The organism is Amycolatopsis roodepoortensis (genome assembly GCF_014873915.1).
In the GTDB taxonomy this organism is placed as follows: domain Bacteria; phylum Actinomycetota; class Actinomycetes; order Mycobacteriales; family Pseudonocardiaceae; genus Amycolatopsis; species Amycolatopsis roodepoortensis.
Window position 1 is genome coordinate 902,304 of sequence record NZ_JADBEJ010000004.1, and the last position, 26,795, is coordinate 929,098.

General features: G+C 69.3%; 23 protein-coding genes. 8 read left to right on the top strand and 15 right to left on the bottom strand.

Annotated elements, in window-relative coordinates; translation table 11 throughout:
• Positions 1-885, top strand: coding sequence for an NAD-dependent epimerase/dehydratase family protein (locus H4W30_RS14955; protein WP_192743377.1), 885 nt, complete (start codon positions 1-3; stop codon positions 883-885).
• A gap of 72 nt (positions 886-957) precedes the next feature.
• Here the strand turns inward: H4W30_RS14955 and H4W30_RS14960 are convergent, their stop codons facing one another.
• Positions 958-1,449 carry a DUF6912 family protein gene (locus H4W30_RS14960; protein ID WP_126735749.1) on the bottom strand — a complete coding sequence of 164 codons (492 nt, stop codon included), beginning with the start codon at positions 1,447-1,449 and terminating at the stop codon, positions 958-960.
• On the bottom strand, positions 1,446-2,852 hold the full coding sequence (locus H4W30_RS14965) for a WS/DGAT/MGAT family O-acyltransferase (RefSeq protein WP_192743378.1): 1,407 nt from the start codon (positions 2,850-2,852) through the stop codon (positions 1,446-1,448). Before H4W30_RS14965 ends, H4W30_RS14960 begins: the two co-directional genes overlap by 4 nt.
• Positions 2,853-2,886: 34 nt before the next feature.
• Here H4W30_RS14965 and H4W30_RS14970 point away from each other — a divergent pair, with 34 nt between their 5' ends.
• Positions 2,887-3,666 carry a TrmH family RNA methyltransferase gene (locus H4W30_RS14970; RefSeq protein ID WP_126735751.1) on the top strand — a complete coding sequence of 260 codons (780 nt, stop codon included), beginning with the start codon at positions 2,887-2,889 and terminating at the stop codon, positions 3,664-3,666.
• Here H4W30_RS14970 and H4W30_RS14975 read toward each other — a convergent pair.
• The gene (locus H4W30_RS14975) at positions 3,641-4,045 is read right to left on the bottom strand and encodes an HAD-IA family hydrolase (RefSeq protein ID WP_192743379.1); all 405 of its coding nucleotides are present in this window, start codon (positions 4,043-4,045) and stop codon (positions 3,641-3,643) included. The genes H4W30_RS14970 and H4W30_RS14975 overlap by 26 nt on opposite strands.
• Positions 4,046-4,156: 111 nt before the next feature.
• Here H4W30_RS14975 and H4W30_RS14980 point away from each other — a divergent pair, with 111 nt between their 5' ends.
• Positions 4,157-4,660, top strand: coding sequence for an Rv3235 family protein (locus H4W30_RS14980; RefSeq protein WP_192743380.1), 504 nt, complete (start codon positions 4,157-4,159; stop codon positions 4,658-4,660).
• A gap of 247 nt (positions 4,661-4,907) precedes the next feature.
• Here H4W30_RS14980 and secA read toward each other — a convergent pair whose 3' ends face one another.
• The 8 genes from secA to H4W30_RS15020 all read right to left on the bottom strand — a co-directional run bounded on the left by secA (position 4,908) and on the right by H4W30_RS15020 (position 15,947).
• Positions 4,908-7,739 carry a preprotein translocase subunit SecA gene (secA, locus tag H4W30_RS14985; protein WP_192743381.1) on the bottom strand — a complete coding sequence of 944 codons (2,832 nt, stop codon included), beginning with the start codon at positions 7,737-7,739 and terminating at the stop codon, positions 4,908-4,910.
• A gap of 235 nt (positions 7,740-7,974) precedes the next feature.
• The gene (hpf, locus tag H4W30_RS14990) at positions 7,975-8,661 is read right to left on the bottom strand and encodes a ribosome hibernation-promoting factor, HPF/YfiA family (protein ID WP_192743382.1); all 687 of its coding nucleotides are present in this window, start codon (positions 8,659-8,661) and stop codon (positions 7,975-7,977) included.
• Between the two features lie 552 nt (positions 8,662-9,213).
• A complete protein-coding gene (locus H4W30_RS14995; protein WP_192743383.1) occupies positions 9,214-9,852 on the bottom strand; it encodes a ComF family protein in 639 nt (212 codons plus the stop codon).
• A 408-nt stretch (positions 9,853-10,260) separates the two neighbouring features.
• Positions 10,261-11,988 (bottom strand): LpqB family beta-propeller domain-containing protein, encoded by a 1,728-nt coding sequence (locus H4W30_RS15000; RefSeq protein ID WP_192743384.1) that lies wholly within the window; start codon positions 11,986-11,988, stop codon positions 10,261-10,263.
• On the bottom strand, positions 11,985-13,664 hold the full coding sequence (mtrB, locus tag H4W30_RS15005; RefSeq protein WP_192744106.1) for an MtrAB system histidine kinase MtrB: 1,680 nt from the start codon (positions 13,662-13,664) through the stop codon (positions 11,985-11,987). Before mtrB ends, H4W30_RS15000 begins: the two co-directional genes overlap by 4 nt.
• Positions 13,665-13,707: 43 nt before the next feature.
• The gene (mtrA, locus tag H4W30_RS15010; protein WP_005150760.1) at positions 13,708-14,385 is read right to left on the bottom strand and encodes an MtrAB system response regulator MtrA; all 678 of its coding nucleotides are present in this window, start codon (positions 14,383-14,385) and stop codon (positions 13,708-13,710) included.
• 111 nt (positions 14,386-14,496) lie between these two features.
• On the bottom strand, positions 14,497-15,633 hold the full coding sequence (locus H4W30_RS15015) for an NAD(P)/FAD-dependent oxidoreductase (protein ID WP_192743385.1): 1,137 nt from the start codon (positions 15,631-15,633) through the stop codon (positions 14,497-14,499).
• Entirely contained in the window at positions 15,630-15,947 is a 318-nt protein-coding gene (locus tag H4W30_RS15020; RefSeq protein ID WP_192744107.1) for a bifunctional 3-phenylpropionate/cinnamic acid dioxygenase ferredoxin subunit, read from the bottom strand. Before H4W30_RS15020 ends, H4W30_RS15015 begins: the two co-directional genes overlap by 4 nt.
• A gap of 153 nt (positions 15,948-16,100) precedes the next feature.
• Here H4W30_RS15020 and H4W30_RS15025 point away from each other — a divergent pair, with 153 nt between their 5' ends.
• The 4 genes from H4W30_RS15025 (at position 16,101) to H4W30_RS15040 (ending at position 21,725) form a co-directional block, all read left to right on the top strand.
• Positions 16,101-16,886: an IclR family transcriptional regulator gene (locus H4W30_RS15025; RefSeq protein ID WP_192743386.1), complete on the top strand. Its 786-nt coding sequence runs from the start codon at positions 16,101-16,103 to the stop codon at positions 16,884-16,886.
• 158 nt (positions 16,887-17,044) lie between these two features.
• Entirely contained in the window at positions 17,045-19,483 is a 2,439-nt protein-coding gene (locus tag H4W30_RS15030) for a GcvT family protein (protein ID WP_192743387.1), read from the top strand.
• Positions 19,480-20,625: an N-methyl-L-tryptophan oxidase gene (solA, locus tag H4W30_RS15035; protein ID WP_192743388.1), complete on the top strand. Its 1,146-nt coding sequence runs from the start codon at positions 19,480-19,482 to the stop codon at positions 20,623-20,625. The genes H4W30_RS15030 and solA overlap by 4 nt, the downstream gene beginning before the upstream one ends.
• Complete coding sequence (locus H4W30_RS15040) at positions 20,622-21,725, top strand: aromatic ring-hydroxylating oxygenase subunit alpha (protein ID WP_192743389.1); 1,104 nt, start codon at positions 20,622-20,624, stop codon at positions 21,723-21,725. Before solA ends, H4W30_RS15040 begins: the two co-directional genes overlap by 4 nt.
• Here H4W30_RS15040 and H4W30_RS15045 read toward each other — a convergent pair.
• From H4W30_RS15045 to H4W30_RS15055, 3 genes are all read right to left on the bottom strand, one after another.
• Complete coding sequence (locus tag H4W30_RS15045) at positions 21,722-22,354, bottom strand: dTMP kinase (protein ID WP_192744108.1); 633 nt, start codon at positions 22,352-22,354, stop codon at positions 21,722-21,724. The genes H4W30_RS15040 and H4W30_RS15045 overlap by 4 nt on opposite strands.
• An 82-nt stretch (positions 22,355-22,436) precedes the next feature.
• Positions 22,437-23,204, bottom strand: a complete 768-nt coding sequence (locus tag H4W30_RS15050; RefSeq protein ID WP_192743390.1) for a hypothetical protein — start codon at positions 23,202-23,204, stop codon at positions 22,437-22,439.
• Positions 23,201-23,770 carry a papain-like cysteine protease family protein gene (locus tag H4W30_RS15055; protein ID WP_192744109.1) on the bottom strand — a complete coding sequence of 190 codons (570 nt, stop codon included), beginning with the start codon at positions 23,768-23,770 and terminating at the stop codon, positions 23,201-23,203. Before H4W30_RS15055 ends, H4W30_RS15050 begins: the two co-directional genes overlap by 4 nt.
• A gap of 250 nt (positions 23,771-24,020) precedes the next feature.
• On the opposite strand from H4W30_RS15055, the gene H4W30_RS15060 reads away from it, so the two are divergent.
• Positions 24,021-25,055: a hypothetical protein gene (locus H4W30_RS15060; RefSeq protein ID WP_192743391.1), complete on the top strand. Its 1,035-nt coding sequence runs from the start codon at positions 24,021-24,023 to the stop codon at positions 25,053-25,055.
• A gap of 208 nt (positions 25,056-25,263) precedes the next feature.
• Here H4W30_RS15060 and ahcY read toward each other — a convergent pair whose 3' ends face one another.
• Positions 25,264-26,736 carry an adenosylhomocysteinase gene (gene ahcY / locus H4W30_RS15065; RefSeq protein ID WP_192743392.1) on the bottom strand — a complete coding sequence of 491 codons (1,473 nt, stop codon included), beginning with the start codon at positions 26,734-26,736 and terminating at the stop codon, positions 25,264-25,266.
• Positions 26,737-26,795 lie beyond the last annotated feature (59 nt).

Below are 26,795 nucleotides of genomic sequence, written 5' to 3' on the forward strand. Positions count from 1 at the left end.
ATGCGCGTGATGGTGATCGGGGCGACCGGGGTGCTGGGGCGCCCGCTGGTGCGGCGTCTGCTGGCCGAAGGCCACGAGGTGAGCGGGCTGGCCCGCGGGGCGGACCGGGTCGCGGCGGTGCGCGCGACCGGCGCGAAACCGGTGCCGGGTTCGCTGTTCGATGTCGATTCCCTGGCGGGCGCGCTGAACGGGCACGACGCCGTGGTCAACGTCGCCACCCGCATCCCGGACGCGCGCCGGGCGATGACGCTCTCCGGCTGGGCCGAGAACGACCGCGTGCGGAGCACCGGCAGCCGGACCCTGGCGGACGCCGTGCGACGGACCGGCGAGGTGGGAATCGTGGTGCAGGAAGGGATCTCGTTCGTCTACGCCGACGGCGGCGACCAAGAACTGGACGAGGACTCTCCCCTCGAACTGCGCGGCAATATCGCGTCTTCGACGGTGGCGCACGCGAACATCGCGGAACTGGCGGACGAGGGCCGCACCGCGATCCGGCTGCGGATCGGGCTCTTGGTCGCCGACGATCCGATGACGACGACGATGCTGGCGGCCGCGCGGCGCGGTTCGCCGCTGATCATCGGCCGCCGGACCGACTGGACCGCGGCGATCCATCCGGACGACGCGGCGGCGGGCGTCATCGCGGCGCTGCGGGCACCGAGCGGCGTCTACAACCTGGCCGCGGATCCGGTGCGGAAACAGGAACTCGGCGAGGCGATGGCCGCCGCGGCCGGTGTGCGCCGTCCGCGCGCGCTGCCGAAGTGGCTGGCGAACCGGCTGGGCCTGATGTCGGTCCTGGCTCGTTCGCAGCGCGTCGTCTCGACCAGGCTCACCGACGCGACCGGCTGGCGCCCCGAACGCCCGACGCGCGGCCCGTCCTGGTTCTGACGCGTTTCGTCCTCTGAATGCGGTAGTTGCGCGTGCAAGGAACGCATTCAGAGGACGAAACGCGGAGTGGGGTTAGAGGAGTTCCAGCAGGAACGGCAGCTCTTGGGGCGCGTACCAGGCGAGTTCGTGGTCTTCGGCGTCGCCGAGGGTGAACTCCGCGTCGGGATCGCCGAGGTCGGCCTGGTCGATCACCGCGGCGGCGGCCTGCACGGACTCGGCCGCTTCGGCCGCGTCCACGTGGATCGCGGCGACGTCGGCGATCTTCACCGGCCCGGCCAGCCGGACGACGGCGGCGTCGAGGTCCGGGCGCAGCGTGACCTCCTCGACGTCGGCCGAGATCACCACGCGCCGCGGCTCGGGCTTCTCCTCGGCCGCGATCAGCCGCAGCGACGCCCTCGCGGCGTCGAGCAGCGCGGCGTACTCGAGTTCTTCGTCGGATCCGCTGGCGTAGGACTCCCGCAGCGCCGGGGTCAATGCGAATCCCGTGCCGCTCCGCGCCCGGAACTCGCCGGAGGTTTCGAGGTCACGGAGCATCGCGATCGTCGCCGGTAGATAGACCCTCACCAGTGCGCACCCTTCAGCTCTTCCAACGATTCCTCGATCATCCCGGCGAGCACGTCCACATCGGACACGGCCTTGCGATCGCCGTTCAGTCCGAAGTAGACACCTCCGTGATACGAGGTGACCCCGATCGCCAGCGCCTGATTGCGCACCAGCGGCATGACCGGGAACATCTCCACCATCTTCGCCTGTCCCGCGTAGAGCGGCACCTGCGGGCCCGGTGAGTTCGTGATCAGCACGTTGAAGATGCGTCCCGACATCGACCCGGCCGCCCGCGCGCCCAGCGAATGCAGCGTCGCCGGGGCGAACCCGCCGACCGTCAGTAGCCCGCGCGCGGCGACCGAACGGCCCGAGTCGAGGTGGTCGGCCATCGCGTGGCCGATGTGGTGCAACCGCAGGACCGCGTTCGGCTCCCCGACCGGGAGATCGACCAGGTAGGCGTCGACCTGGTTCCCGACCAGTGCGGGCGTCGAGTATTCGGCCGTCTCGGCGTCGCGGACGGCCATCGGCACCAGCGCGCGCACGGTGGTCGTCGCGGTCAGGTTCGAGCCGCGGGAGAGCAGCCATTCCCGCAGCGCGCCGGTGATCGCGGCGAGAACGACGTCGTTGACCGTGCCGCCGTGCGCGGCGCGGACCTCGCGGAAATCCTCGAGCCGCGTCCGGACCACGGCGAACATGCGGCCCCCGGAGGTGCGGACGTTGAGCGGCCCGGACGGCGCCGGGCTCACCATGGTCTTCAACGCCGAGGCGACGTCACCGACCGTTTCGGTGACCTTGCCCGCCATCGCGGTGGCGTCGTGGGCGATGGACCGGACGTTCTCCACCAGCTCCGTCGGCCGCTGCACGGTCTCGGCGACCGCGTCGAGGATCAGTTGCGTACGGCTCGGTTCCCGGCGGGGTTGCCAGGTGTCGTCGAACGGTTCCGGCTCCTGCGGGGTGGCGTCGAGGATCAGCTGCCCGATCTCGATGGTGCCTATCCCGTCCACGACGGACTGATGCGTCTTGGTCACCAGCGCGACCCGGTCGCCCGCGAGCCCCTCGACGAAGTACGCCTCCCAGAGCGGCCTTCCCGGGTCGAGCCGTCTCGACATGAGCCGCGCGACGAGATCGAACAGCTGGCCGTCGGAGCCCGGCTGCGGCAGCGCCGACCGGCGGACGTGGTAGTTCAGGTCGAAGTCGACGTCGTCGACCCACACCGGCCGGGCGAGGTGACCGGGCACCTCCAGCACCCGCTGCCGGTACCGCGGCAGGAAGGCGAGGCGCTGCCCAATCAGGTCCAGCAGCCGCTCGTAGGTGAAACCCTCGCGCGGTCGCTCGAAGATCGCCACGCCGCCGACGTGCATCGGGGTCGAGTGGTCTTCCACGTACAGGAACGAGGCGTCCAGCGCGGAGAGGCGGTCGGGCATGGGCCGATCCTTACATAGTGGGACACTCGCCGGTGTGGGTGATGAGTCGGTGATCTCGCCGAAGGACCGGTTCCTGACGGTGTACGGGCGCAAACCGGTGCTCGAGGCCTTGGACGACGCGGCGCTCGAAGTGGACAAGGTGATCCTCGCCGACACCGTGCGCGGGCCGAACGCCGCCGAGATCCAGCGTGCCGCCAAGGCCGCCGGGGTGCCGGTGCAGCGGGCGAGCGCGCACCGCGTCAAAGTGCTGGCGGGCAACGGCAAACAGGACCAGGGGGTGCTGGCCGACGTCGTCGCCCCGCGGATGCGCTCCCTGCACGCGGCCCTGTCCGACGGCAGGCCGCCGTCGCGGGTGCTGCTGCTCGACGGCATCACCACCCCGGCCAACGTCGGGATGATCCTGCGCACGGCGACCGCGGCCGGGCTGGACGGCGTCGTGGTGCCGCGGCGCGGGGTCGCCGCGCTCGATCCGATGGTGGTCAAGGCTTCGGCCGGGGTCGCTTTCCGGGCGCCGGTGCTGCGTTGCGGCAGCGCGCGCGAGGCGGCCGAAATGCTCACCGAAGCCGGCTACGGCATCTTCGCGCTGGGCGCTTCCGCCCGGAGTTCGGTGTTCGACGTCGAGCTGCCGCAGCGCGCCGCCTTCGTGCTGGGCGGAGAGACGAACGGTGTCGGCGCCGAGGTCGGCGAACTGGTGACGGAGTGGGTTTCGATCCCGATGCCGGGCGAGGTCGAGTCGCTGAACGTCTCGGCCGCCGCCGCGGTGCTGTCCTTCGAGCTGGTGCGCCGGGCTAAGGCTTCGGGAACAACGCGCTGAGCTCGGTCAGCGTCTCCTCGACTGACGTGTGGTGCACTCCCGCCATCCCGGCCGCCACCGCGGCGCGGACGTTGTGTGCGGCGTCGTCGACGAACACGCACCGGTCGGCGGGCAGGTCGAGCAGCCCCGCGGTCAGCAGGTAGACCTCGCGTTCGGGTTTGGCCACGCCGACCTCGCCGGAGAAGACGAGCGCGTCGAAGAACGGGCCGAGCGACCGTTTGGCCTCGTCCGACGCGCCGGGGGCGTTCGAGAGCAAGGCCGTTTTGATCCCGCGTGCCCTGGCCGCCCGCAGGTAGGCGTACAGCTCGTCCGCGCCGGCGTCCGTGAGCACCCCGACGTAGTCGATGACCAGCCCTTTCAGCACCGGCCCACCGTACACAAGCGATCACCGCCCGGTTCATCCTCTCGGGCGGTCCTTGTCGCGGCTTCGTCCGCCGCCTGCCCCTTAGTTGCTGGGCGCGGCCGAGGGGCCGCGGAGGGGGACAACCTGATGAAGTCGTACGTACTGAGACGGCTCGAACCGTTCGAACCGCCGTACCGGGTCGCCGGCAGGCCGGACAACCTGGTGCACCGGGCGGCGGTGCCGGACAACCAGCTCGTGCTGGACCTGCCGCTGTCCGGCGAAAAGATCGTGGAGGAACCACAGCCGCGGCCGGACACTCCCGACGGACAGCAGATCGGCAGGCTGCTGACCACCATCCTCGAAGCCTGCGACGGGCGCCGTCCCGCGGTCCAGGTGCGGCCGATCCTCGACCCGGCGCTGCACAGCGCGCTGCTCGACAGCGGCCGGCGCCGTCCCTCGGGCGGCTACCGGCCGAAGTCGGTCCACCTGGGCCATCCGGCGGACGGCGTCGTCGAAGCCTGCGCGACCGTCGAACAGAACGGACGCTCCCTCGCGCTGGCCGCCCGCTTCGAGCGGACGCCGTCGGGCTGGGTGTGCACCCGCTTCCACCTGCTGAAGCCGCCGCGACGAGTCTCCGCGCTCGCGGCCTGATACGCGTGAGGGCCGCGCTGCGCGGGCGGGCGGTAGACGGCCGGGCGGCTCGCAGGTGTCCGGTGGCGATGTTGCGAAAGCCACTTTCGCAACGTTGAAGGTTGCGAAAGTGGCTTTCACAACACCTCGCGCCGCCGTTCGGGCCCGACTGACGCCCGTGAAGCGCACGACGCGGCCTGATACGCGTGAAGGCCCCCTTCCCTCGGCTGAGCCGAGGGAAGGGGGCCTTCACGCGCTTTGGGGGCCTTTAGCGGCGCGGGCCCTTCTTGCCCTTCTTCTGGGAGGCGCGCTGCGCGGCACGACGCTCCCGGCGGGTCCCGCCCTGGTCACCACCGGCGCTGCCGGCACTGTCCGAATGCGACTCGACGCCGCCGTCCTCGGACGGGCCCGACATGGTCAGCCCGGACTGCGAACCACCGCCGAGTCCCTTGCCCCGCAAGGCGGACGGCACGGACTGGGTGTCGGTCGCCGGGCCCTGCGGAGGCGTCGGACGGGCGTGCCTGCCGTCGCCGCCCGCGGCCTGGCCGTTCCCGGAGCCGACACCGGCGGGCAGCGCGGACGCCGACTCCGGCGACGGCGTAGTGGGCTCGGCCTGCTCGACCTGGAGGTTGAACAGGAAGCCGACGGCCTCCTCCTTCAGCGACTCCAGCATCGCGCGGAACATGTCGTAGCCCTCGCGCTGGTACTCGATGACCGGGTCGCGCTGCGCCAGGGCGCGCATGCCGATGCCCTCCTTGAGATAGTCCATCTCGTAGAGGTGCTCACGCCACTTGCGGTCGAGCACGGTGAGCATCACCTGGCGCTCCAGGCTGCGCATCGCGCCTTCGCCGACCTTCGCGTCGATCTCGGCCTCGCGCTCGTCGTACGCGCGGTGAGCGTCTTCGAGCAGCGCCTCACGCAGCTTGTCGGCGTCGAGGTCGTCGTCCTCGGTGAGCTCTTCCCAGGTGACCTTGACCGGGTAGAGCTGCTTCAGCGCCGTCCACAGCTTCTCGTGGTCCCAGTCCTCGGCGTAACCCGTGGCGGTCTCTTCGGTGACGTACGCGTTGATGACGTCGACCAGCATGTGCTCGATCTGCTCGCGCAGATCCTCGCCTTCGAGGACGCGCAGGCGCTCGGCGTAGATCACCTTGCGCTGCTCGTTCATGACCTCGTCGTACTTGAGGACGTTCTTGCGGATCTCCATGTTCTGCTGCTCGACCTGCGTCTGAGCGCTCTTGATCGCCTTGGAGACCATCTTGTGCTCGATCGGCACGTCGTCCGGCAGCCGCATGGTGGTCATGACCCGCTCGACCATCGTGGCGTTGAAGCGGCGCATGAGCTCGTCACCGAGCGACAGGTAGAACCGGGACTCGCCGGGGTCGCCCTGGCGGCCGGAACGACCGCGGAGCTGGTTGTCGATGCGACGCGACTCGTGCCGCTCCGTGCCGAGCACGTACAGCCCGCCCGCCTCGCGGACCTCCTCGGCCTCGGCCTTGGTCTCCGCCTGGATCTCCTCGAGCACCTTCGGCCAGGCGGCCTCGTACTCCTCGGAGTGCTCCACCGGGTCGAGGCCGCGGTCGCGCAGCACCTCGTCGGCGATGATGTCCGGGTTGCCGCCGAGCACGATGTCGGTACCGCGGCCCGCCATGTTGGTGGCGACCGTGACCGCGCCCTTGCGCCCGGCGCGGGCGACGATCAGCGCCTCCCGGTCGTGGTGCTTCGCGTTGAGGACCTCGTGCGGAACACCCAGCTTGAGCAGCAGCTTCGACAGGTGCTCGGACTTCTCGACACTCGTGGTGCCGACCAGCACCGGCTGGCCCTTCTCGTGCCGCTCGGCGATGTCCTCGGCGACGGCCTCGAACTTGGCCTGCTCGGTCTTGTAGATCAGGTCGGCCTGGTCGGCGCGGACCATCGGCTTGTTGGTCGGGATCGGCACCACACCCAGCTTGTAGGTCTGGTGGAACTCGGCCGCCTCGGTCTCGGCGGTACCGGTCATGCCCGACAGCTTGTCGTAGAGCCGGAAGTAGTTCTGCAGCGTGATCGTGGCGAGCGTCTGGTTCTCGGCCTTGATCTCGACGCCTTCCTTGGCCTCGATCGCCTGGTGCATGCCCTCGTTGTAGCGGCGGCCGTGCAGGATGCGGCCGGTGAACTCGTCGACGATGAGGACCTCACCGTCACGGACGATGTAGTCCTTGTCGCGCTTGTAGAGCTCCTTGACCTTCAGCGCGTTGTTCAGGTAGCCGACGAGCGGCGTGTTCGCGGCCTCGTAGAGGTTGTCGATGCCGAGCTGGTCCTCGACGAACGCGACACCCTTCTCGGTGACACCGACGGTGCGCTTGCGGATGTCCACCTCGTAGTGGATGTCCGGCTTCATCAGCGGCGTCATCCGCGCGAACTCGATGTACCAGCGCGAGGACTGGTCGGCCGGGCCGGAGATGATCAGCGGCGTCCTGGCCTCGTCGATGAGGATGGAGTCCACCTCGTCGACGATCGCGAAGTTGTGGCCGCGCTGCACGCAGTCCTCGAGGCTCCACGCCATGTTGTCGCGGAGGTAGTCGAAGCCGAACTCGTTGTTCGTGCCGTGCGTGATGTCGGCGGCGTACTGCTGGCGGCGGACCTCGGGCGTCTGGTCTGCCAGGATGACCCCGACCTCGAGGCCGAGGAAGCGGTGGATGCGGCCCATCCACTCGGCGTCACGTTTGGCGAGGTAGTCGTTCACCGTGATGACGTGCACACCCTTGCCGGAAACGGCGTTCAGGTACGCGGGGAGGACCTGGGTCAGGGTCTTGCCCTCACCGGTCTTCATCTCGGAGACCTGGCCGAGGTGCAGGGCGGCGCCGCCCATGAGCTGGACGTCGTAGGGCCGCTGGCCGAGCACTCGCCAGGCCGCCTCCCTCGCCACCGCGAAGGCCTCCGGCAGGAGGTCGTCGAGGGACTCGCCGTCCGCGTGCCGTTTACGGAACTCGTCGGTCTTGGCCCGCAGCGCGGAGTCCGAAAGTTCCTTGACGTCGTCTTCGAGGGTGTTGATGTGATCGGCGATGTGTCGCAGCCGCTTCACCATTTTGCCCTCGCCCGCGCGGAGCAGGCGGTTCAGCACCATCCGGTCGACCTCACTAGCTGATTGTGATCGCACCCGAGCCGGTCCCGGGCAATCTCGTACGCGGTGGTGCCTGGTAACGCACCACCGTCCGCCCCCATCGTAGGGAACACCTCGGTGTTCGCGCACGCACCGTCGGTCGGTACCTGACGGGACGAGGCCGCGTCCCACCTGTTCCGGACATGACGGCGGCCCGCACGGGACGCGTGCGGGCCGCCGTCTGGGCGCAGGGGCCGGCTTAGCTCAGCCGGATGACGCCGTAGTCGAAGCCTCGCCTCCGGTAGACGACGCTCGGGCATCCGGCGTCGGAGTCGTTGAACAGGTAGAAGTCGTGACCGACCAGTTCCATCTCGTAGAGAGCCTGGTCGACCGTCATGGGCTCCGCGTCGTGTTTCTTCTCGCGGACGACGCGACCGGGCTGGTGTTCGGTCACCCCGTCATCCCAGCGCTGCTGGGGCATCTCGAAGTCACCGCTCTCGACAGCGAAACCGTTGGCCGTGGGTTCGGCCTCAGGCGCTTCGAGCACAGCGGTACCCGCCAGATGTCGGGTGTCGGTGGTCATGCCACCGGCGGCCGCCATCGAAGTCGCCTCGGCGACGGATTCCGGGCGGCTGCGGCCGTAGTGCACGCGCCGGCGGTCGTGTGTCTTCCGCAACCTGTTTTCGAGCTTGTTCAGTGCGGAATCCAGCGCTGCGTAGAAGTCGCCGGCACACGCTTCGGCGCGTACGGCGGGGCCTCGGCCCTTACCGGTGATTTCGACGCGCTGGCAGTTCTTCGACTGCCGGCGATTGGGCTCGTGGAAGAGCTCCACGTCGTAACGGATGACCTTCTTGTCGTAGCGCTCTAGCCGGGCCAGCTTTTCGCTGACGAGTGCCCGATAGTGGTCGGGCACCTCCACGTTGCGGCCCTTAACGACGATGTCCATACACGACCTCCCTCGCTGAAATGACTGCGAGCTGTAGATGTGTTCACTAGGGCGCCGGTAATGCGGGGACGAAGCCCGGATCGCGGGCGATGAGGGAACTCGGCATACGGCCACGACGTCTCGTGTCGGATGTCCGAGCGCGGACTCAGCGCGGCTCCGGCGCCAGGGACATGGGCTGGTCACCTCCCTGCCTGCCGGGATTGCTGATAGCGCTGCACGTTAGCTGCATCACGCCGCGAGCAACAGCCCCCGAGCCGGGGGATATCAGGACGTGAGACCTCGTCACCGCACGCGACGAAGACCGTGCGGCCAGCGGGACAATCCGGCCTGTCGGGCGTCGCCCCCGTGATTTCTTTTCACGCGGACGGCGCAAGCCTTCGGACAGGAAAATGCGGAGGGTGCCTAGGGCGCCGGGCCCGGGGGAATCCGCCGCCACCCCGGTGGAGTGGCGGGCCGTCGGAGTGTTCCCCAGAAGGTCCCTCATATCCCGTCAACGCCCTTGTACCCATTCTCGTTCCCGATCATTCATCACTCTTGTAGGTGACAGCCCGATCACCCGGCGGCGGCCAGCGCCACCACCGCCGAAACATGAATTCCGCTTATGTCCAGAAATCGCGTACAAGCGGCGGCGGTCGCTCCGGTTGTGATGACGTCGTCAAGGAGAACGACCTTCCCCCGGCAGGCTCCCGGAGCGAGGCGGATCCGGCCGTCGAGGTTCGCCGACCGCTGGGCCCGGCTGAGCCCTACGGCGTCGCGAACTCCTGACCTCAGGTTGAGGACCGGCGCCACGGTCGCGGGCTTTCCCTTGTCTCTCAGTGCTTTCACGCATTCTTCGGCGACGCGCCGGACGTGCGGTCCGCCTCGGACACGCGAGGCGGACCGTCGCGAAGGGACGGGGACGAGGCAAGGTTCCGGCTCTGGATCGGGTAGCTGAGCGAGGGCTTCGGCGACCGCCCGCCCGAAGGAAGGGGCGAGGTCGCGGCGGCCGCGTTCCTTGTAGGCGAGGATCAGGCGACGGGCCTCGTCGGCGTAGGGAGCCAGGGCGTACACGGGCACGAGACCGGCCGTCGGGCCGCGGATGATCTCGCTGAGCGAACCCCAAGCGGTCTGACAGGTGGCACAGCAGGGCGCGCCCGGCACTCCGCAGGACGCGCAGCGGGCGGGGATGAGGAGATCCAGGATTTTGGACATGGGGCGAGTGTCGGCGGGGGCTCCGACAGTTCCGGGTCGCGAGGTGTCGTGAGAGGTCCGGTTTGGACACTTTGCGCGGTCAGGGGGCCGGTCATGTCCGGGAGTCGTTGAAAAAGTCAATCGAGGAGAAGGGCGCTTCGCGGCTTCGTGTCGCTTTCGCGCGCGGATCTCGGTCCGTGAAGGCCTCCTTGCCTACCCTCAAGGTAGTGAAGGAGGCCTTCACGGACATCCAGTGCCCCGAACTGCTCGCTAGCGACGCTAGGAAAGCTAGCGGTACTAAAGGTCCCTTGCTCCCCTCTGGAGGGGCTGATGGGGCTGGTGTGGCGTCGGCCGACGTTGCGAAAGCCACTTTCGCAACGTTGAAGGTTGCGAAAGTGGCTTTCGCAACCTGCGAAGGCGGCCGAGCGCTCAGCCCGGGTAGAACGGGTCCGCGTCGGTGACGGTGTGCGCCTGCGGCCGCCAGACCTCGCCCAGTTCGGAGGCGACCCACAGCCCGCCCGCGTCGGCGACCAGGTTCTGCCTGCTCGGCGCCGCGGTGACGCCGTGCACCGGCGGGGTCAGGTTCGAGCTGTTGAACGCGTCCATCCGCTGCCCGTCCAGCGGCACCTTCACCACCGGCAGCGAGGTCGACGACGTCGCGGCGATCAGGTGGTCCTGGGTCGCCCAGTCGACGTCGACCACGTCCTTGAGGTCGCGTTCCTGCAGTTTCCGCGGCGCCCTCAGAGCCACCGAGTCCGCCGTCCGCACGATCGAGGCGACCACCAGCTGCCCGTTGACGACCGCGGCCAGCCGCGACCCGTCACGCGAGAGGCGCATTTCGGTGATCTGGCCGAGGCTGGTGAGCATGGTCGCGTCGACGCCGGCCTTCACCCAGCGGCCGTCCGCGGCCAGGGTGACCCTGGCGACGGTGTTGTGGTCGACGACCGTCCAGACCTCGCCGGAGACCCCGCCGCCCCGGGCGACCGGGCGCCAGGTCGGGCGGCTCAGGCTCCCGCCGAACAGGTCCACCGAAGCGAGTTCGTGCCCGAGATCGCCGACCCGGAGCCACTGCCTGCCGTCGCGTTCCTCGACCACCGCGAGCCGTTTCCCGTCGACGGACTGCGCGGCGCTGACGACCTTGTAGCCGCCGTTGCCCGCGGGCCCGCCGACCGGCTGCCCGTCTTCGAGCGAGCGGACCCGGCCGTTCACGGTCATCAGGCCCCGCAGTTCCGAGTTGGGCGCGATGTCCACGTTGTAGTTGGGCAGTTCGCTGGCACGCCAGTACTCGTGGTCCGGCACCAGCGCGGTGCCGTCGGCGAGCAGCCGGATCCGGCTCAGCGTCACCGTCTGCAGCGAGAGGACGATCTGCGCGGCGATCAGGTTCCGGTCCGCGAGGCTGGCCCCGCCGACGCCGGTCAGGTTGATGTCCAGTGTCCCGTCGTCCGTGCTCCGGACGTTGCTTTCGGTGGTGACCTGGTCGCCGAGCAGGTCCTTGACCGCGCCCTTCAGCCCTTCCGACGGTCCCTGCAGCACCAGATCCATCACCCGGCCGGGCAATCCGGCCTGCGGTTTCGCCGCGACGTAGCGGAGGTCGGGGACGAAGGCCCCGGAGTCGGGCGAGTAGAAGCTGATCGGCACCCGGAAGTAGTTGAGCGCGAAATCCTCGTCGGTGACGGCGAGTTCCTGCGGCGGGTCGACGATGCGCCACTGGCCGTTCGGTTGCTTCCGCAGCTTGAACTGCTGCGAGTACTCGGCCTTCACCGGGATGAACGCGCTGTCGGGGCTCAGGTTGCCGAGTTTGAACCCGCGGACGTTCACCACCTGCTCGTCCGGGTTCGGGGAAGACGACGAAGTGTCGTAAACGGTGCCGAAGGTGTCGTCGATGATCGTCAGCCCCTGCGAGGGCTTCCAGTTGCGCCGGGCCTCCTCGTCGAGGTACACCCGCGCGTTGGCGTTCGCCGTGCCCGGTGTCGCGGAGTTGCGGATGAACTGACGGGTGACGGTCAGCGGGTCGAGCCCGGCCACCGGCTCGGCGACGTCCGCGGGCACCTGCCCGGGTTTGTCCCCGGAGACGACGGCGGGCTGGGATTCGAGCGGGATGTTCGCGCAGCCCGCGAGCAGCAGCACCACCGCGAGCAGGGGCAGGAGCCGTTTCACCGGCCGACCTCCTCTGGCTCGGCGAGGATGGCGTCTGGTGCGGGGCGGACTTCGAGCAGTCCGGACGAGCCGGGTGGTTCGGCGGACGTGTGATCGGGCGGTGGCAGGACCAGCGGGCTCTCCCCCATCGGCGTGTCCTGCCGCCGCGGCAGCACGAGCCGGAAACAGGCGCCGTGGCCGGTCTCGCCCCACGCGTCGAGCACGCCGCCGTGCAACCGGGCGTCCTCCTGGCTGATCGCGAGGCCGAGCCCGGTGCCGCCGGTCCGGCGGTTACGGGACGGGTCGGCGCGCCAGAACCGGTTGAACACCAGTTCCGCTTCGCCCGGCCGCAACCCGACACCGTGGTCCCGGACGGTGATGGCGACCGCGGTCTCGTTGACCGCCAGGGTCAGCACCACCGGATTCCCCTCACTGTGGTCCACCGCGTTGGCCAGCAGGTTGCGCAGGATCCGCTCGACGCGGCGCGCGTCGACCTCGGCGTGCGCCTCTTCCTCCGGCAGGACCAGTTCGACCGAGCTGCCCGCGTTGCCCGCGATCACCCGGACCTGCTCGACGGCCCTGGTCGCGATCGGCCGGACGTCGATCAGCTCGGCGGAGAGCTCCTCGACGCCCGCGTCGAGCCTGCTGATCTCCAGCAGGTCGCCGAGCAGGGCCTCGAACCGGTCGAGCTCGTCGACCAGCAGTTCGGTGGAGCGCGCGAGCCCTGCCGGGAACTGCTCGCGCGACGCGTGCAGCACGTCGGCGGCCATCCGGACGGTGGTCAGCGGGGTGCGCAGCTCGTGTGAGACGTCGGAGGTGAAGCGGCGTTGCAGGCCGCCGAACTCCTCCAGCTGGCGGATCTGCCGCTGGATGCTCGCGGCCATCTCGTTGTAGGACACGGCGAGTTTGGCCAGGTCGTCCTCACCGAGCACGGCGAGGCGCTGGTCGAGATCACCGCCCGCGAACTGTTCGGCCGCCGCGGCGGCCTGGCGGACCGGCCGGACGACCTGTCTGGTGACCAGGTTCGTGATCCCGGCCAGCAGGAGCAGCAGGACGAGACCGCCGACGAGCAGCGTGTTCTGCACGGTCGAGACGGTGTTCTGCTCGCTGGTGAGCGGGTACAGCAGGTAGAGCTGGAGCGGGTTGATCATCGTGCTCACCGGCGCGCCGACGATCAGGTACGTCGTCTTGCCGCCGTCGGCTTCGGTGACCGTGTGGTTCAGGTGGCTGACCTGCTCGGTCTCCACGAACTGGCGCAGCCGCTCCGGCACCTTCTCGTAGGGCCCGGCGAACACCGGCTTGTTCGACTGGTCACGGCCACCCGCGGCCAGCACCGGCTCGAAAGTGCCCGCGGCCGATCCGGCGCTGTCCTGCGAAGTCGTCGTGCTGGTGATCTTCTTCAGCGCGTTCTTCATCCGCGCGGTCAGCGCTTCGGGGCTTTCGGTGCCGACGCCGATCAGTTCACCGGCCGCGGTCTCGACGACCGCCCTCGTCTGCGCGATCGCCGCGTTCTGCTTGGTCTCCACCAGCCGTTCGGTGATCTGGTTCTGCAGCACCATGCCCAGCACGAACACCACGGCCGACGACAGCGCCAGCGTGGACACCGTGACCCGGAACTGCAGCGAATGCCGCCACAGCTCGTTGAACGAGACGACCTTGCGGCGCACGAAAACCACGATGCGCCGGAAGTGGCGCATCGTGGTCTGGGCAAGCCTTCGCAAGCGTCCGTTCATGGGGTGATCACGGCGGGCCGGCCTTGTACCCGACACCGCGAACGGTCAACACCACCTCGGGGTGTTCCGGGTCCTTCTCCACCTTCGAACGCAGCCGCTGGACGTGCACGTTCACCAGCCGGGTGTCGGCGGCGTGGCGGTAGCCCCACACCTGCTCGAGGAGCACCTCGCGGGTGAACACCTGACGCGGCTTGCGGGCGAGCGCGACCAGCAGGTCGAACTCGAGCGGGGTCAGCGGGATGGCCTTCCCCTCGCGCGTCACCTCGTGGCCGGGGACGTCGATCGCGAGATCGCCGATCGTCAGCGACTCGGCGGGCTCGGCCTCGGTGCGGCGCATCCTGGCGCGGACGCGGGCCACGAGCTCCTTCGGTTTGAAGGGCTTGACCACGTAGTCGTCGGCCCCCGACTCGAGCCCGAGGACGATGTCCACGGTGTCGCTCTTGGCGGTGAGCATCACGATCGGCACGCCGGACTCGGCCCGGATCGCCTTGCAGACGTCGATGCCGTTCATCCCGGGCAGCATGAGGTCGAGGAGGACCAGATCCGGTTTCAGCTCACGAAGCGCGGGCAGCGCCCGTGAGCCGTCGGCCACGACGGCTGTGTCGAACCCCTCCCCACGCAGCACGATGGTGAGCATCTCCGCGAGAGCAGGGTCGTCGTCGACGACCAGAACACGTGCCTTCATAAACCTATGTTCGCACTAGTTTCCCGGCGCGGGCGCGCGACCCGGCGATGTGACCACCAGAAAGATCATCGAATCGGGCAAATTGCTCCATCCGAGTAGGGTCTTGGGCCCCTAGAGAGCACGCCGGAGCCTGGTGAACGGCCTCGGTGAGTCGATCGCGAACACCCCGGCCAGCACGTCGCCGCGGTGATAGGTCGCGACGAACCGCTTCGCAGCGACGTCGCCCTCGGCGATCCGCACGTCTTCCGTGGCCACTCCGGCGAATTGGAGCCGCCGACCGTACTGATCGGACCAAAAGTAACCGTGTCGTGCGAAATGCGTGACGGTCGAGCCGGCGAGCAGATTCGCGACCGCGACGCCCGGCTGTTCCGTGGCCGCCGTCCAGTGTTCGGCGCGGACCCGCCTGCCGCGCAGGGGGCAGCGGTACCGCGCGACGTCACCCACCGCGACCACTCGGGGATTCGCTGTGACACAGCCGGAATCGACCAGCACCCCGTCGTCGACGGCGAGCCCGGATCCGGTCAGCCATTCGGTAGCCGGCCGTGCTCCCACTCCGGCCACGACGAGATCGGCGGGAAGCTCGCGGCCGTCGGCGAGCCGCACGCCGGTGACCCAGCCGTCACCGGCGAACCCGGCGACGGGGACGCCCGTGCTCAGCCGGACGTCGTTCTCGGCGTGCAGTTCCCCGCACACCGCGCCCATTCGCGGGCCGAGGACGGAGGCGAGCGGCACGGGCATCGCCTCGACCACGGTCACTTCGTGCCCGAGCAGGCGGCACGCGGACGCGACCTCCGCGCCGATGAACCCCGCGCCGATGACGACGACCGAGGAAGGCCCCGCAGCGAGAGCGGCCTTCAGCGCGACCGCGTCGTCGAGGGTTCGCAGAGTGTGGACGCCGGACAGATTCCTTGCCGCATCGAGGGTTCTGGCCACCGCGCCGGTCGCGAGGACGTAGCCGTCGGCGGCGATCGTGGTGCCGTCGCCGAGCGTCACGCCCTCGCGGCTGAGCTTCTCGGCGCGGACACCGAGATGCCATTCGGCGGCCAGCGCGTCGAGATCGTCCTGCCCGGCGAGCGCGACGTCTTCGACGGAAACCTTGCCCAGCAAGAAATCCTTCGACAGGGGCGGCCGGTCGTACGGTGGTTCGGCGCCGATCATCACCAGCCGCCCGTCGAAACCCCGCCCGCGCAACTCCTGCGCCGCGCGAAGTCCCGCCAGAGAGGTGCCGACGACGGCGACCGATCTCAAGCCACTTCCCGGCGCGCCTCGGTGTCCACATAGATCACGTCGTCCGCGATCACGACCGGGTACGTGCGCACGGGATTCTTGGCGGGCAGGCAGTCCGGGGCGCCGGTCCGCAGGTCGAATCGCGCGGCGTGCAACGGGCATTCGACGTAGCAGCCCTCGATCCAGCCGTCCGCGAGTGACGCGTCCTGATGGCTGCACGTGTCGTCGAGGGCGTAATAGGCGCCCTCGGAATGGAAGACCGAGACCGGAACGGGGCCGGGCAGGCGGAGGGCTTCGCCTTCGGGCAGTTCGGAGACGGCGCAGGCACGGATCATCGGGGCCTCCGGGGAAAGGACCGACGGTTTGTTGATGTTGCGCATTACGAGACGGAACGTGCTCTGCGCAACAATCACCCCCGAGGGGCCGGTACGTCAAGGGATTCGCCCACTCAGCCGAGCGGATCCGGGCGAAACGGCTACTGTTGCGTCATGCGGAACCAGGACGCGGGGAACGCAACGCCCAGTCAGGTGCAGTCCGTCGACCGCGCGATCAGCGTGCTGGAACTGCTGGCGCGCAACGGGGAAACCGGTATCACCGAGATCGCGGGCGAGCTCGGCGTGCACAAGTCGACGGCGTCGCGCCTGCTGAGCGTCCTGGAGAACCGCGGCCTGGTCGAGCAGCTCGGCGAACGCGGGAAGTACGCGATCGGCTTCGGCGTCGTCCGGCTCGCCGGCGCCGCCACCGGCCGGATGGACCTGGCGAAACTGGGCAGGCGGACCTGCCAGGGCCTGGCCGAGACCCTCGGCGAGACGGTCAACATCGCGATCGCCGACGACGGTGTCGCGATCAACGTCAGCCAGGCCCGCGGCTCGGCCGCGATCACCACGCAGAACTGGACCGGGCAGCGCACCCCCCTGCACGCGACGTCCAGCGGGAAGGTGCTGCTCGCGTACATGGGCGACGTCGAGCGCAAACGTTTGCTCCGGCGGAAGCTCGAACGGTTCACCCCGCGGACCACGGTCGATCCCGACGAGCTGGCCGCCGAGCTGGAGCGGGTCGCCGAGGACGGGTACGCGGCCTGCTTCGAGGAGCTGGAGCTGGGGATGCACGCGGTCGCGGTGCCGGTGCACGGCCCCGGCGGCGACGTCGTCGCGGCGATGAGCGCTTCCGGCCCGTCGTACCGGCTTTCGAAACAGCGGGTGCGGCAGATCGTCCGGCCGCTGACCGAGGCGTCGGCGGATCTTTCGGCCCAGCTGGGGTACTTCACCGAGTGAAGAGGCCGACCTCTTCGGGCTCTTGACAGCGCGCCCGCACGTGCCGCACTTTGTTGCTGAAGACGGAACAACGTGCCTCATCCGCAACAGCGCCTGTCACCCCGATGCCCGGGTGTCCTTTGTGGACTCTCCAGGGCGGGCAGGAGGTACCCCGAACCATGCCCCCAGGACCCCGCGTCGTCGTGATCGGCGCCGGCATCGTCGGCTGCGCGCTCGCCGACGAGCTCACCGAACGAGGCTGGACCGACCTCACCGTGCTGGACCAGGGCGACCTGTTCACCACCGGCGGGTCGAGTTCGCACGCCCCCGGTCTGGTCTTCCAGACCAACTCCTGCCGCACGATGACCGGGTTCGCCCGGTACACCGTCGCGAAGTACGGCGCGCTCGACCTCGACGGGAACCCGTGTTTCCGGCCCGTCGGCGGGCTGGAGGTGGCCACGACACCCGAGCGCCTCGCCGATCTCAAGCGGCGGCACGGCTGGGCCACCGCGTCCGGCGTCGAGAGCAGGCTCGTCGAGCCGGACGAATGCGCCGCGCTGCATCCGCTGCTCGATCCGGCCAAGGTGCTCGGCGGATTCCACATCCCCTCCGACGGCCTGGCCAAACCCCTGCGCGCCGCCGAGGCGCAGGCCCGCCGTGCGATCGGTCGCGGCGCGAAGTTCCTCGCGCGCCAGAAGGTCGTCGGCATCGAACGGTCGGGTGGCCGCGTCACCGGCGTCACCACCGAGACGGGGAGTTTCCGCGCGGACATCGTGCTCTCGTGCGCCGGGATGTGGGGACCGCTGCTCGGCGAACTGGTGGACCTCGCGATCCCGCTGGTCCCGATGGCGCACCAGTACGCGCGCACCAGCCCGCTGCCGTCACTCGCCGGCGTGACCGAGGAGGCCACCCGGCCGATCCTGCGCCACCAGGACGCCGACCTCTACTTCCGCGAGCATGTCGACCGGATCGGGATCGGCGCGTACGGGCACCGTCCGATGCCCTTGTCTCCCCACGAGATCGGCACCGGCGAGGGGATGCCGTCGGAACTCGCGTTCACCCCCGCGGATTTCGAGCCGTCCTGGGCCGCCGCCGTCGGCCTGCTGCCGTCACTGGGCGACACCAAGGTCGAGGAAGGTATCAACGGCCTGTTCTCCTTCACCCCGGACGGCATGCCGTTGCTGGGCGAACACCCGGAGCTCGACGGATTCTGGGTCGCCGAAGCCGTCTGGATCACGCATTCGGCCGGGGTCGCGCGCGCCATGGCGCGGTGGCTCCTCGACGGGCACCCCGGCGTGGACCTGCACGGCTGCGACCTCGCCCGGTTCGAGCGGGTGCAGCTCGCCCCGGAATACGTCATGGCGCGCAGCTGCCAGAGCTTCACCGAGGTCTACGACGTCGTCCATCCCTTGCAGCCCATGGAAGAACCGCGGCCCCTGCGCACGAGCCCCTTCTACGAAAGGCAGAAGGAGCTCGGCGCGTTCTTCCTCGAAGCGAGCGGCTGGGAGCGGCCGCACTGGTACGAGGCGAACGCGGACCTTCCGGAGGTCGGCCGCGTCCCGGAGCGCAACGGCTGGGCCGCGCGGTACTGGTCGCCGATCGGCGGCGCCGAAGCGCTGGTCGCGCGGCAGCGGGTCGCGATGTTCGACATGACGTCGTTGAAACGCGTGGAGGTCACCGGCCCCGGCGCATTGCCGTTCCTGCAGACGATGACCACGAACCAGCTCGACAAGAAGCCCGGTTCGGTCACCTACACCCTGCTGCTCGACGAGGACGGCGGCGTGCGCAGCGACCTGACCGTCGCCCGGCTCGGCGCCGAACGGTTCCAGGTCGGCGTCAACAGCGCCATCGACATCGACTGGCTGCGACGGCATCTCCCCGGCGATGGCGCCGCCCAGATCCACGAGACCACCCCGGGAACCTGCTGTATCGGGCTCTGGGGCCCGCTCGCCAGGGCCGTGCTCCAGCCACTGTCCACAACGGACTTCTCGCACAAGGCGATGGGGTACTTCAAGACGAAGCAGGCGTACATCGGCCTTGTTCCGGTCACCGCGATGCGACTGTCCTATGTGGGCGAACTCGGCTGGGAGCTGTACACGAGCGCGGACCTCGGCCGCCGGTTGTGGGACACGCTCTGGGAAGCCGGGCAGGCACACGGGATCATCGCCGCCGGCCGGGAGGCCTTCTCCAGTATGCGGCTGGAGAAGGGCTACCGGCTGTGGGGCACGGACGTCACCGCCGAGCACGATCCGTACGAGGCCGGGCTCGGTTTCGCCGTGCGGATGGACAAGGGTTACTTCATCGGCCGCGACGCGCTGGCCGGACGCTCGGCGGAAACGGCGACCAGGAAGCTGACCTGTCTCACCGTCGACGATCCGTACTCGGTCGTGCTCGGCAAGGAGCCGGTGTTCGCCGACGGCCGTCCCGCCGGATACGTCACGAGCGCCGCGTACGGCTACACCGTCGGCAAGAACATCGCGTACGCCTGGCTCCCGGCCGAGTTCACCCAGCCGGGCAGGCCGCTGGAGATCGAATACTTCGGCGAGCGGATCCCCGCCGTCGTCGCGCGTGAACCGCTGTTCGACCCCGGCATGGACCGGATCAGGAGCGCCGCATGAGCCATTACGACGTCATCGTCATCGGCCTCGGCGGGATGGGCAGCGCCGCCGCGTATCGGCTCGCCCGGCGAGGGCGGCGCGTGCTGGGGATCGACCGGTTCGCGCCGGTGCACAACCTCGGGTCCAGCCACGGCGGCTCGCGGATCACCCGGCAGGCGTACTTCGAGGATCCCGCGTACGTCCCGCTCCTGCTGCGGGCGCACGAACTGTGGGACGGGATCGAACGCGACTCCGGCCGGAAGATCTTCACCCGGTGCGGCGGGATCATGCTCGGCGGCCCCGAGTCCCGGACCGTGTCGGGAAGCCTGGCCAGCGCCCGGAAATGGGACCTGCCGCACGAGCTGCTGGACGCGGCGGAGATCCGGCGCCGGTTCCCGACGATGAACCCGGACGCCCACGAGATCGCGCTGTACGAGGAGAACGCCGGCTTCGTGGTGCCGGAAAGCAGTGTGGCCGCGCATCTCCAGCTCGCCGCGCGGGCCGGGGCGGAGCTGCACCACGAAGAGAAGGTCCTTTCGTGGCGGGAGACTTCCACCGGTGTCCGGGTGGGGACGTCGCAGAACTTCTACACGGCGGACCAGCTCGTGGTCTGCCCCGGCGCGTGGGCGCCGGGCCTGCTCGCCGAGCTCGGTATCGACTTCACCGTCGAACGCCAGGTCCAGTACTGGTTCGCGCCGTCGGGCGGGGTGGAGCCGTTCCGCGCCGGGCGGCATCCGATCTACGTCTGGGAAGGCGAGAGCGGCCGCCAGTTCTACGGATTCCCTTCACACGACGACGCCGGGAGCGTGAAGGTCGCGTTCTTCCGCGGCGGCCGGACCTGCACGCCGGAGACCATCGACCGGACGGTGCACCCCGAAGAGGTCGGCGAGATCGCGGAGTTCGTCGGGCGGAAGATGCCGGCGCTGCCCGGCACCTTCCTGCGCGGAGCGACCTGCATGTACACGAACACACCCGACGAACACTTCGTCATCTCCCGCCATCCCGCGCACGATCGCGTGGTGGTCGCCTGCGGGTTCTCCGGGCACGGCTTCAAATTCGTCCCGGTGGTCGGAGAGATCCTCGCCGACCTGGTCGTGGACGGCACGACGAGTCATCCGATCGCCCTGTTCGATCCCGCCCGGTTCGCCGGAGTGCCGAGATGACGAGCCTCATCCCGACACTGGGCGGCGGCTACTACACCGATCCCGCGATCTTCGCGGCCGAGCAGGAGAAGATCTTCGAACGCCAGTGGTTCTGCGCGGTCCGTTCGGCGGATCTGCCGTCGGCGGGAGACTTCCGGACCGTCCAGGTGGGACGGGAGAGCGTGCTGGTCAGCCGGGGCCGGGACGGCGGGCTGCGGGCGTTCCTCAACGTCTGCCGCCATCGCGGGGCGCGGCTGTGCACGGAGGAGTCGGGCACGGTCAAACGCGCTTTCCAGTGTCCGTACCACGCGTGGACGTACGGGCTCGACGGCAGGCTGATCGCGGCGCCGAACCTGGCGAGCCTGCCCGACATCGACCGTTCCGAGTACGGGCTCCACACCGTTCATCTGCGGGAATGGCTGGGTTACGCGTGGGTCTGCCTCGCCGCGGATCCGCCGTCGTTCGAGGCCGATGTCGAGGGTGCGGTGCGGGAACGGCTGGGCGATCTGGAATCGATCGAGCGGTACCGCCTCGACAAGCTGTCGGTCGGGCGCCGGATCACCTACGACGTCAAGGCGAACTGGAAGCTGATCGTCGAGAACTTCATGGAGTGCTACCACTGCGCGACCATCCACCCGGAGCTGACCGAGGTGCTGCCGGAGTTCGCCGACGGGTACGCGGCGCAGTACTACGTCGGGCACGGCGCCGAATTCGGCGAGGCCGTGGACGGCTTCACCATCGACGGCACGACGGGCTTCGACCGGCTCGACGGCGTCGCGAACGAACAGGACAGGCGGTACTACGCGATCACCATCCGGCCGCAGGTGTTCGTGAACCTGGTGCCCGACCACGTGATCTTCCACCGGATGTACCCGCTCGCGCCGGACCGGACGGTCGTCGAATGCGACTGGCTCTATTCCGAAGACGTCGTGGCCTCGGGACGGGACGTGTCACGGTCGGTCGAGTTGTTCCACCGAGTCAACGAGCAGGACTTCGACGCCTGCGAACGCTGTCAGCCCGCGATGGCGTCCCGCGCCTACCGCGGCGGCGGGGTGCTGATGCCGTCCGAGCACCACATCGGCGAGTTCCACACCTGGCTGCTCACGCATTTAGAGGACTAAGTGCGGAGGAGGGTGGTCGCGAGGGCCGGGGTGTCGACACCGGCGACGCCGTCGAGGACGTGCCAGGGCGCGAGCCAGCCCGTCGCGGCGAGCTCGTCGTAGACCACCGAGCAGCGCTTCTGGAGCGCGTCGTCGGTCTCGAAGGAATCCCGCGCGCGGTCGGCGTCGCTCTCCGCGCGGCGCTGCGCGCGACCGGCGGCGACGTCGGCGGTGACCCGGAGCAGCAGATGCGCGACGGGCACCGGCAGGCCGAACCGGTCGATCTCCAGTTCCTTGAGCCAGCGCACGAACTCGCCGTCCGCGCCCTGATGGAGCCGGGCGGCGCCGTACGCCGCGTTCGACGCGACGTACCGGTCGAGCAGCACGACGTCGTGGTCGCCGAGACGGGCGCGGATCTCGTCCGCCGCGCCCCGCCGGTCGAGCGCGTAGAGCATCGCCATGCCGTAGACGGAGTCCGCGAGGTCGCCGTGGCCGCGATGCAGCGCTTCCTTCACGAGGTCGGCGTGCACGCTTTCGCCGTACCGCGGGAACGCGATGGACGTGACGCTCGCCCCGGCCGCGTTCAGCGCACCGGTCAGCGCGTCGGCGAGGGTGCGCTTGCCCGCGCCGTCCAGACCTTCGATCACCACGAGTCGTCCCACGGGCATACCTTAAAACGCGGTGGTCGACCGGCGGGCCAGACGGGTCACTCACGCCCGGCCCACCGGTCCGCTAGGGGACGCGCCTCTTCGAGTGCAGGAAGAAGCCGGCGACACCGATGAGGAGCAGGCCGCCGAAGATCAGCAGCGGCACGAAGCCGGTGTCCTGCGCGTCGGGCGCGGGACCGCCGTCGCCGCGGGGCATCACCTGGGCGTTGTAACCGCCGGCCTTGCCCTCCTGGGCGTACGGCGAGTTCGCGAGCATGGCGCCGTACCGGCCGGAGACGGTCTTCTGGTACTCCGCGAGAGTGGCCGAGGCACCGCTGGCGGAGCCGCTGACACCCGAGTCGAGCAGGGTCACCCGCCCGTCGCGCAGCGCGTACCAGGCGTCGACCTGCGGTTCGTGGAGCAGCGTCGCGCCGGTGGGCAGCCTCTTGGCCAGCACGCTTTCCCGGTCACCCGACGCGATGTTGCCGACGCGCCAGACGCCGTCGTCGCCGCGGACCGACCAGACGGTGGCGGTCCGCCCGTCGGACGCCGTCACGGGCACCGCGACGTAGGCGAGCCGCCCGGCGACCGCGCCGTCACCGGCGACGAAGTCCCTCGAAAGCTCGTAAACCGGGAAGGATTCGTCGATGACACTTACCGACGGCGTGGTACCCGAACCACCCGTCTGTGTGAAGAAGCGACCGATTTCGGCACGCAGCGTGGGATCGTCGGCGGCCGCCTTCGCGGCCGCGAGATCTTCACCGGACAGGTGATCCGCGCGCGCTCCGGGCGCCGAGACCAGCAGCGCGACCGCGACCAGCCCGGCCAGCCCGAGCAACTTCCGCGCGCTCATCGCCGGATCCCGGTGAGCGTGTGGGTCCAGGTGAAGGACTTGTTGGCCGAGTAGAAGTCGTAGGTCGACCAGTTGTAGCGGTTGCCGGTGGGCAGTGGATCCCCCCACGAGATCCACTTCCGCCCGGCGTCGTGGCCGTAGAGGACGTGCATGTGGCCGCCGCCCGAGGCCCAGCCGACCCGCGTCTGGACGGGCTTGCCGTCGCCGGTCTGGGCCTGGACGGCGGCGTAGGGGAGGCGGCCCTTGAGGTAGTTCCCCGGCGCGGCGAAGCCGAGCTTGCCGAAGGCGCGCCGGACGTCGCCCAGCGTTCCCGGCTTGTCGGCGCACTCCCGGCGGCGCTCGTCGTGGGCGATCCGGCAGAATTCGTTCTGAGTGACGGTCACGCCGTGATGTGCCGCGATGGTGTTGCCGGAAGCCACCCAGCACCACTGGGACTTCTCCTGTGCCTGCATGGCGATGGGGTTCTGGCGGGCGGGTGCCGAGGGCAGCGCGCTCGCCGGGGTCTGGATCGCCAGCCACGCCACGAGACTCGCGGCGCCGGCGGCGCAAAACCTCCTCGAGAACACAGGCACGACGGGCCTCCTGGTCACCATGGCGAACCAATGTGGTCACAACGGTGAACAGCAGGCTCACACAGAGCAAGATGGGCACTCGGCGGAACGGACCGTTCCGGGGCGTTTCCACACCCCGGAACGGTCACTCTTCCGGGGTCAACCACCCCGAACGGGGGACGTAGTGTTCACAGTGCGCTGCTAACGTGAACGTTCCGCGGTGTTCACGCTCAGCGCACACACTGGTCTGGTGAAGGGACGAGCGGTGACACGAGACGGTGCCGATACGTTCTCGGCGGGGAAGCTCGCCTCGAACGATGACACCCCGACGATCATCGACGGCACGCGCCGTCAACCGCTCGAAGCCTTGCCCAAGGAACTCGTCGAGGCCCTCCGCAGCGGCGAATTCCACCACGCCCTCCGGCAGGCGATCGCCTACCGCGGCCTGTCGCTCGCGCGGCTCCGTGCCCACCTCGGGCTCCGCGGCGTCCAAATCGGACAGTCGACGTTGAGCTACTGGCAGCGCGGATTGCGCCAGCCGGAGGTACCCAAGGCGCTCCCCGCGGTGCGCGCGCTGGAATCGGTGCTGCAGCTCCCCGCGGACGCGCTCGTCGTGCTGATCGGACCGCGGACGGCGCGGGCGCGCGGGCATCAGATGGCCGCGTCGTTCCACGACATCCGGTCCGGTGACATGGGCTCCATCGTCGACCAGCTGCTGGCCGAGCTGGGCGCGTACCCCTCGTCCAACCGCTACAACGCCGATCTCGAGATGCTCTCGGTGCACGACACGATCACCTTCGACGCCGCGCACCGGCAGGTCGGCCTGCAGACCCGGCTGGTGTGCCGAGCCCGGCGGCACGGCCCGGACCGGTACGTCACCGTCTACAACGGCGACCCCGGCTGCAATATCGCCGACGTCGAGCTGATCACCGCCGAGGGCTGCCGGGTGGGCCGGATCCGGCGCAACGCCGGTGCCGAGACGATGGCCACCGAACTGCTCTTCGACCGGAAGCTCGCCGAGGGCGAGATCCACGTGTTCTGCTTCGAGGTCCGCGACGACTCCGGTACCGCGTCGCCCGGGTACTTCCGGATGCTGCGGGACCAGTGCTCCAGCTATCTGGTGCAGCTGAAGTTCGCGCTCGGCGCGCTGCCCGCCCGCTGCACGCGGCAGTTCCGGACGCGCGACGACGCCGTGCCCGTCGAGTCCGAGGAGCTTCCGCTCGACATGGGCGGCGTGACCAGCGGTTTCTTCAGCGACGCCGGGCCGGGGCTGGCCGGCATCGAGGTCGAGTGGCGCTAGCGCTCACGGCCGGCTGGCCACCCACGCCGCGCCCGCCCGTCCTTCCCTCCGAACCCGGAGTACATGAAGGCCCCCTTCCTTGCGCCTGGCGCAAGGAAGGGGGCCTTCATGTACTTCGGTCGGCAAGGGCCACTGGCACCGAGCCGGTCAGGCCTCGTGAGTGGTAAGGGCGGTTAGAACCGTCCTTACCACTCACGAGACCCAGCACTCAGTACCGGTAGTGGTCGGTCTTGAACGGACCTTCGACGTCCACGTCGATGTACTCGGCCTGCTCCTTGGTCAGCTTCGTGAGCTCACCGCCGAGCGCGTCGAGGTGGATCTTCGCGACCTTCTCGTCGAGCTTCTTCGGGAGGCGGAAGACCTCCTTGTCGTACTCCTCGTGCTTGGTGAACAGCTCGATCTGCGCGATCACCTGGTTGGAGAAGCTGTTCGACATCACGAACGACGGGTGCCCGGTCGCGTTGCCGAGGTTCAGCAGGCGGCCCTCCGACAGCACGATGATGCTCTTGCCGTCCGGGAAGACCCACTCGTCGACCTGCGGCTTGATGTTGATGCGCCGGATGCCCGGGTAGCGCTGCAGGCCCGCCATGTCGAGCTCGTTGTCGAAGTGGCCGATGTTGCCCAGGATCGCCTGGTGCTTCATCTTCGCCATGTGCTCGACGAGCACGACGTCCTTGTTGCCGGTGGTCGTGATGATGATGTCGGCCTCGCCGAGGACGTTCTCCAGCTTCTTGACCTGGTAGCCGTCCATCGCCGCCTGCAGCGCGCAGATCGGGTCGATCTCGGTGACGATCACCCGCGCGCCCTGGCCGCGCAGCGATTCCGCGGCGCCCTTGCCGACGTCGCCGTAACCGCAGACGACCGCGACCTTGCCGCCGATGAGGACGTCGGTGCCGCGGTTGATGCCGTCGATCAGCGAATGCCGGATGCCGTAGCGGTTGTCGAACTTCGACTTGGTCACCGCGTCGTTCACGTTGATCGCCGGGAACAGCAGCTCACCGGCCGCGGCGAGCTGGTAGAGCCGCAGCACGCCGGTGGTGGTCTCCTCGGTGACGCCACGGACGCCTTCGCCGATCTTGGTCCACTTGCCGCTGTCGGCCGCGACGGAGGCGCTCAGCAGCTGCAGGAACACGCGGAACTCGTCCGAGGTGTCCTCGTCCGGGGCCGGGACGACGCCCGCCTTCTCGAACTCGGTTCCCTTGTGCACCAGCATGGTGGCGTCGCCGCCGTCGTCGAGGATCATGTTGGGACCCTCACCGTCCCAGGTGAGCATCCGCTCGGTGCACCACCAGTACTCCTCCAGCGACTCGCCCTTCCAGGCGAACACCGGGACGCCCTTGGGCTCCTCGGGGGTGCCGTGCGGGCCGACGACGACCGCCGCGGCGGCGTGGTCCTGGGTGGAGAAGATGTTGCAGGAGGCCCAGCGCACCTCCGCGCCGAGCGCGACGAGGGTCTCGATCAGCACCGCGGTCTGTACGGTCATGTGCAGCGAGCCCGAAACCCGGGCTCCCCGCAGGGGATAGACCTCGGCGTATTCGCGGCGCAGCGCCATCAGGCCCGGCATCTCGTGCTCGGCGAGGCGGATCTCCTTGCGGCCGAACTCGGCGGCCTCGAGATCGGCGACGGCGAACTCGATGCCGTTGCGGGTGTCGTGCCGCTTGGCAACGCTTTCGGGGGTCATATGCGCGCTTCCTCCAAGGTTGGATGACATCTGAACAGTACCGTTGTCGGTTCAGTCCC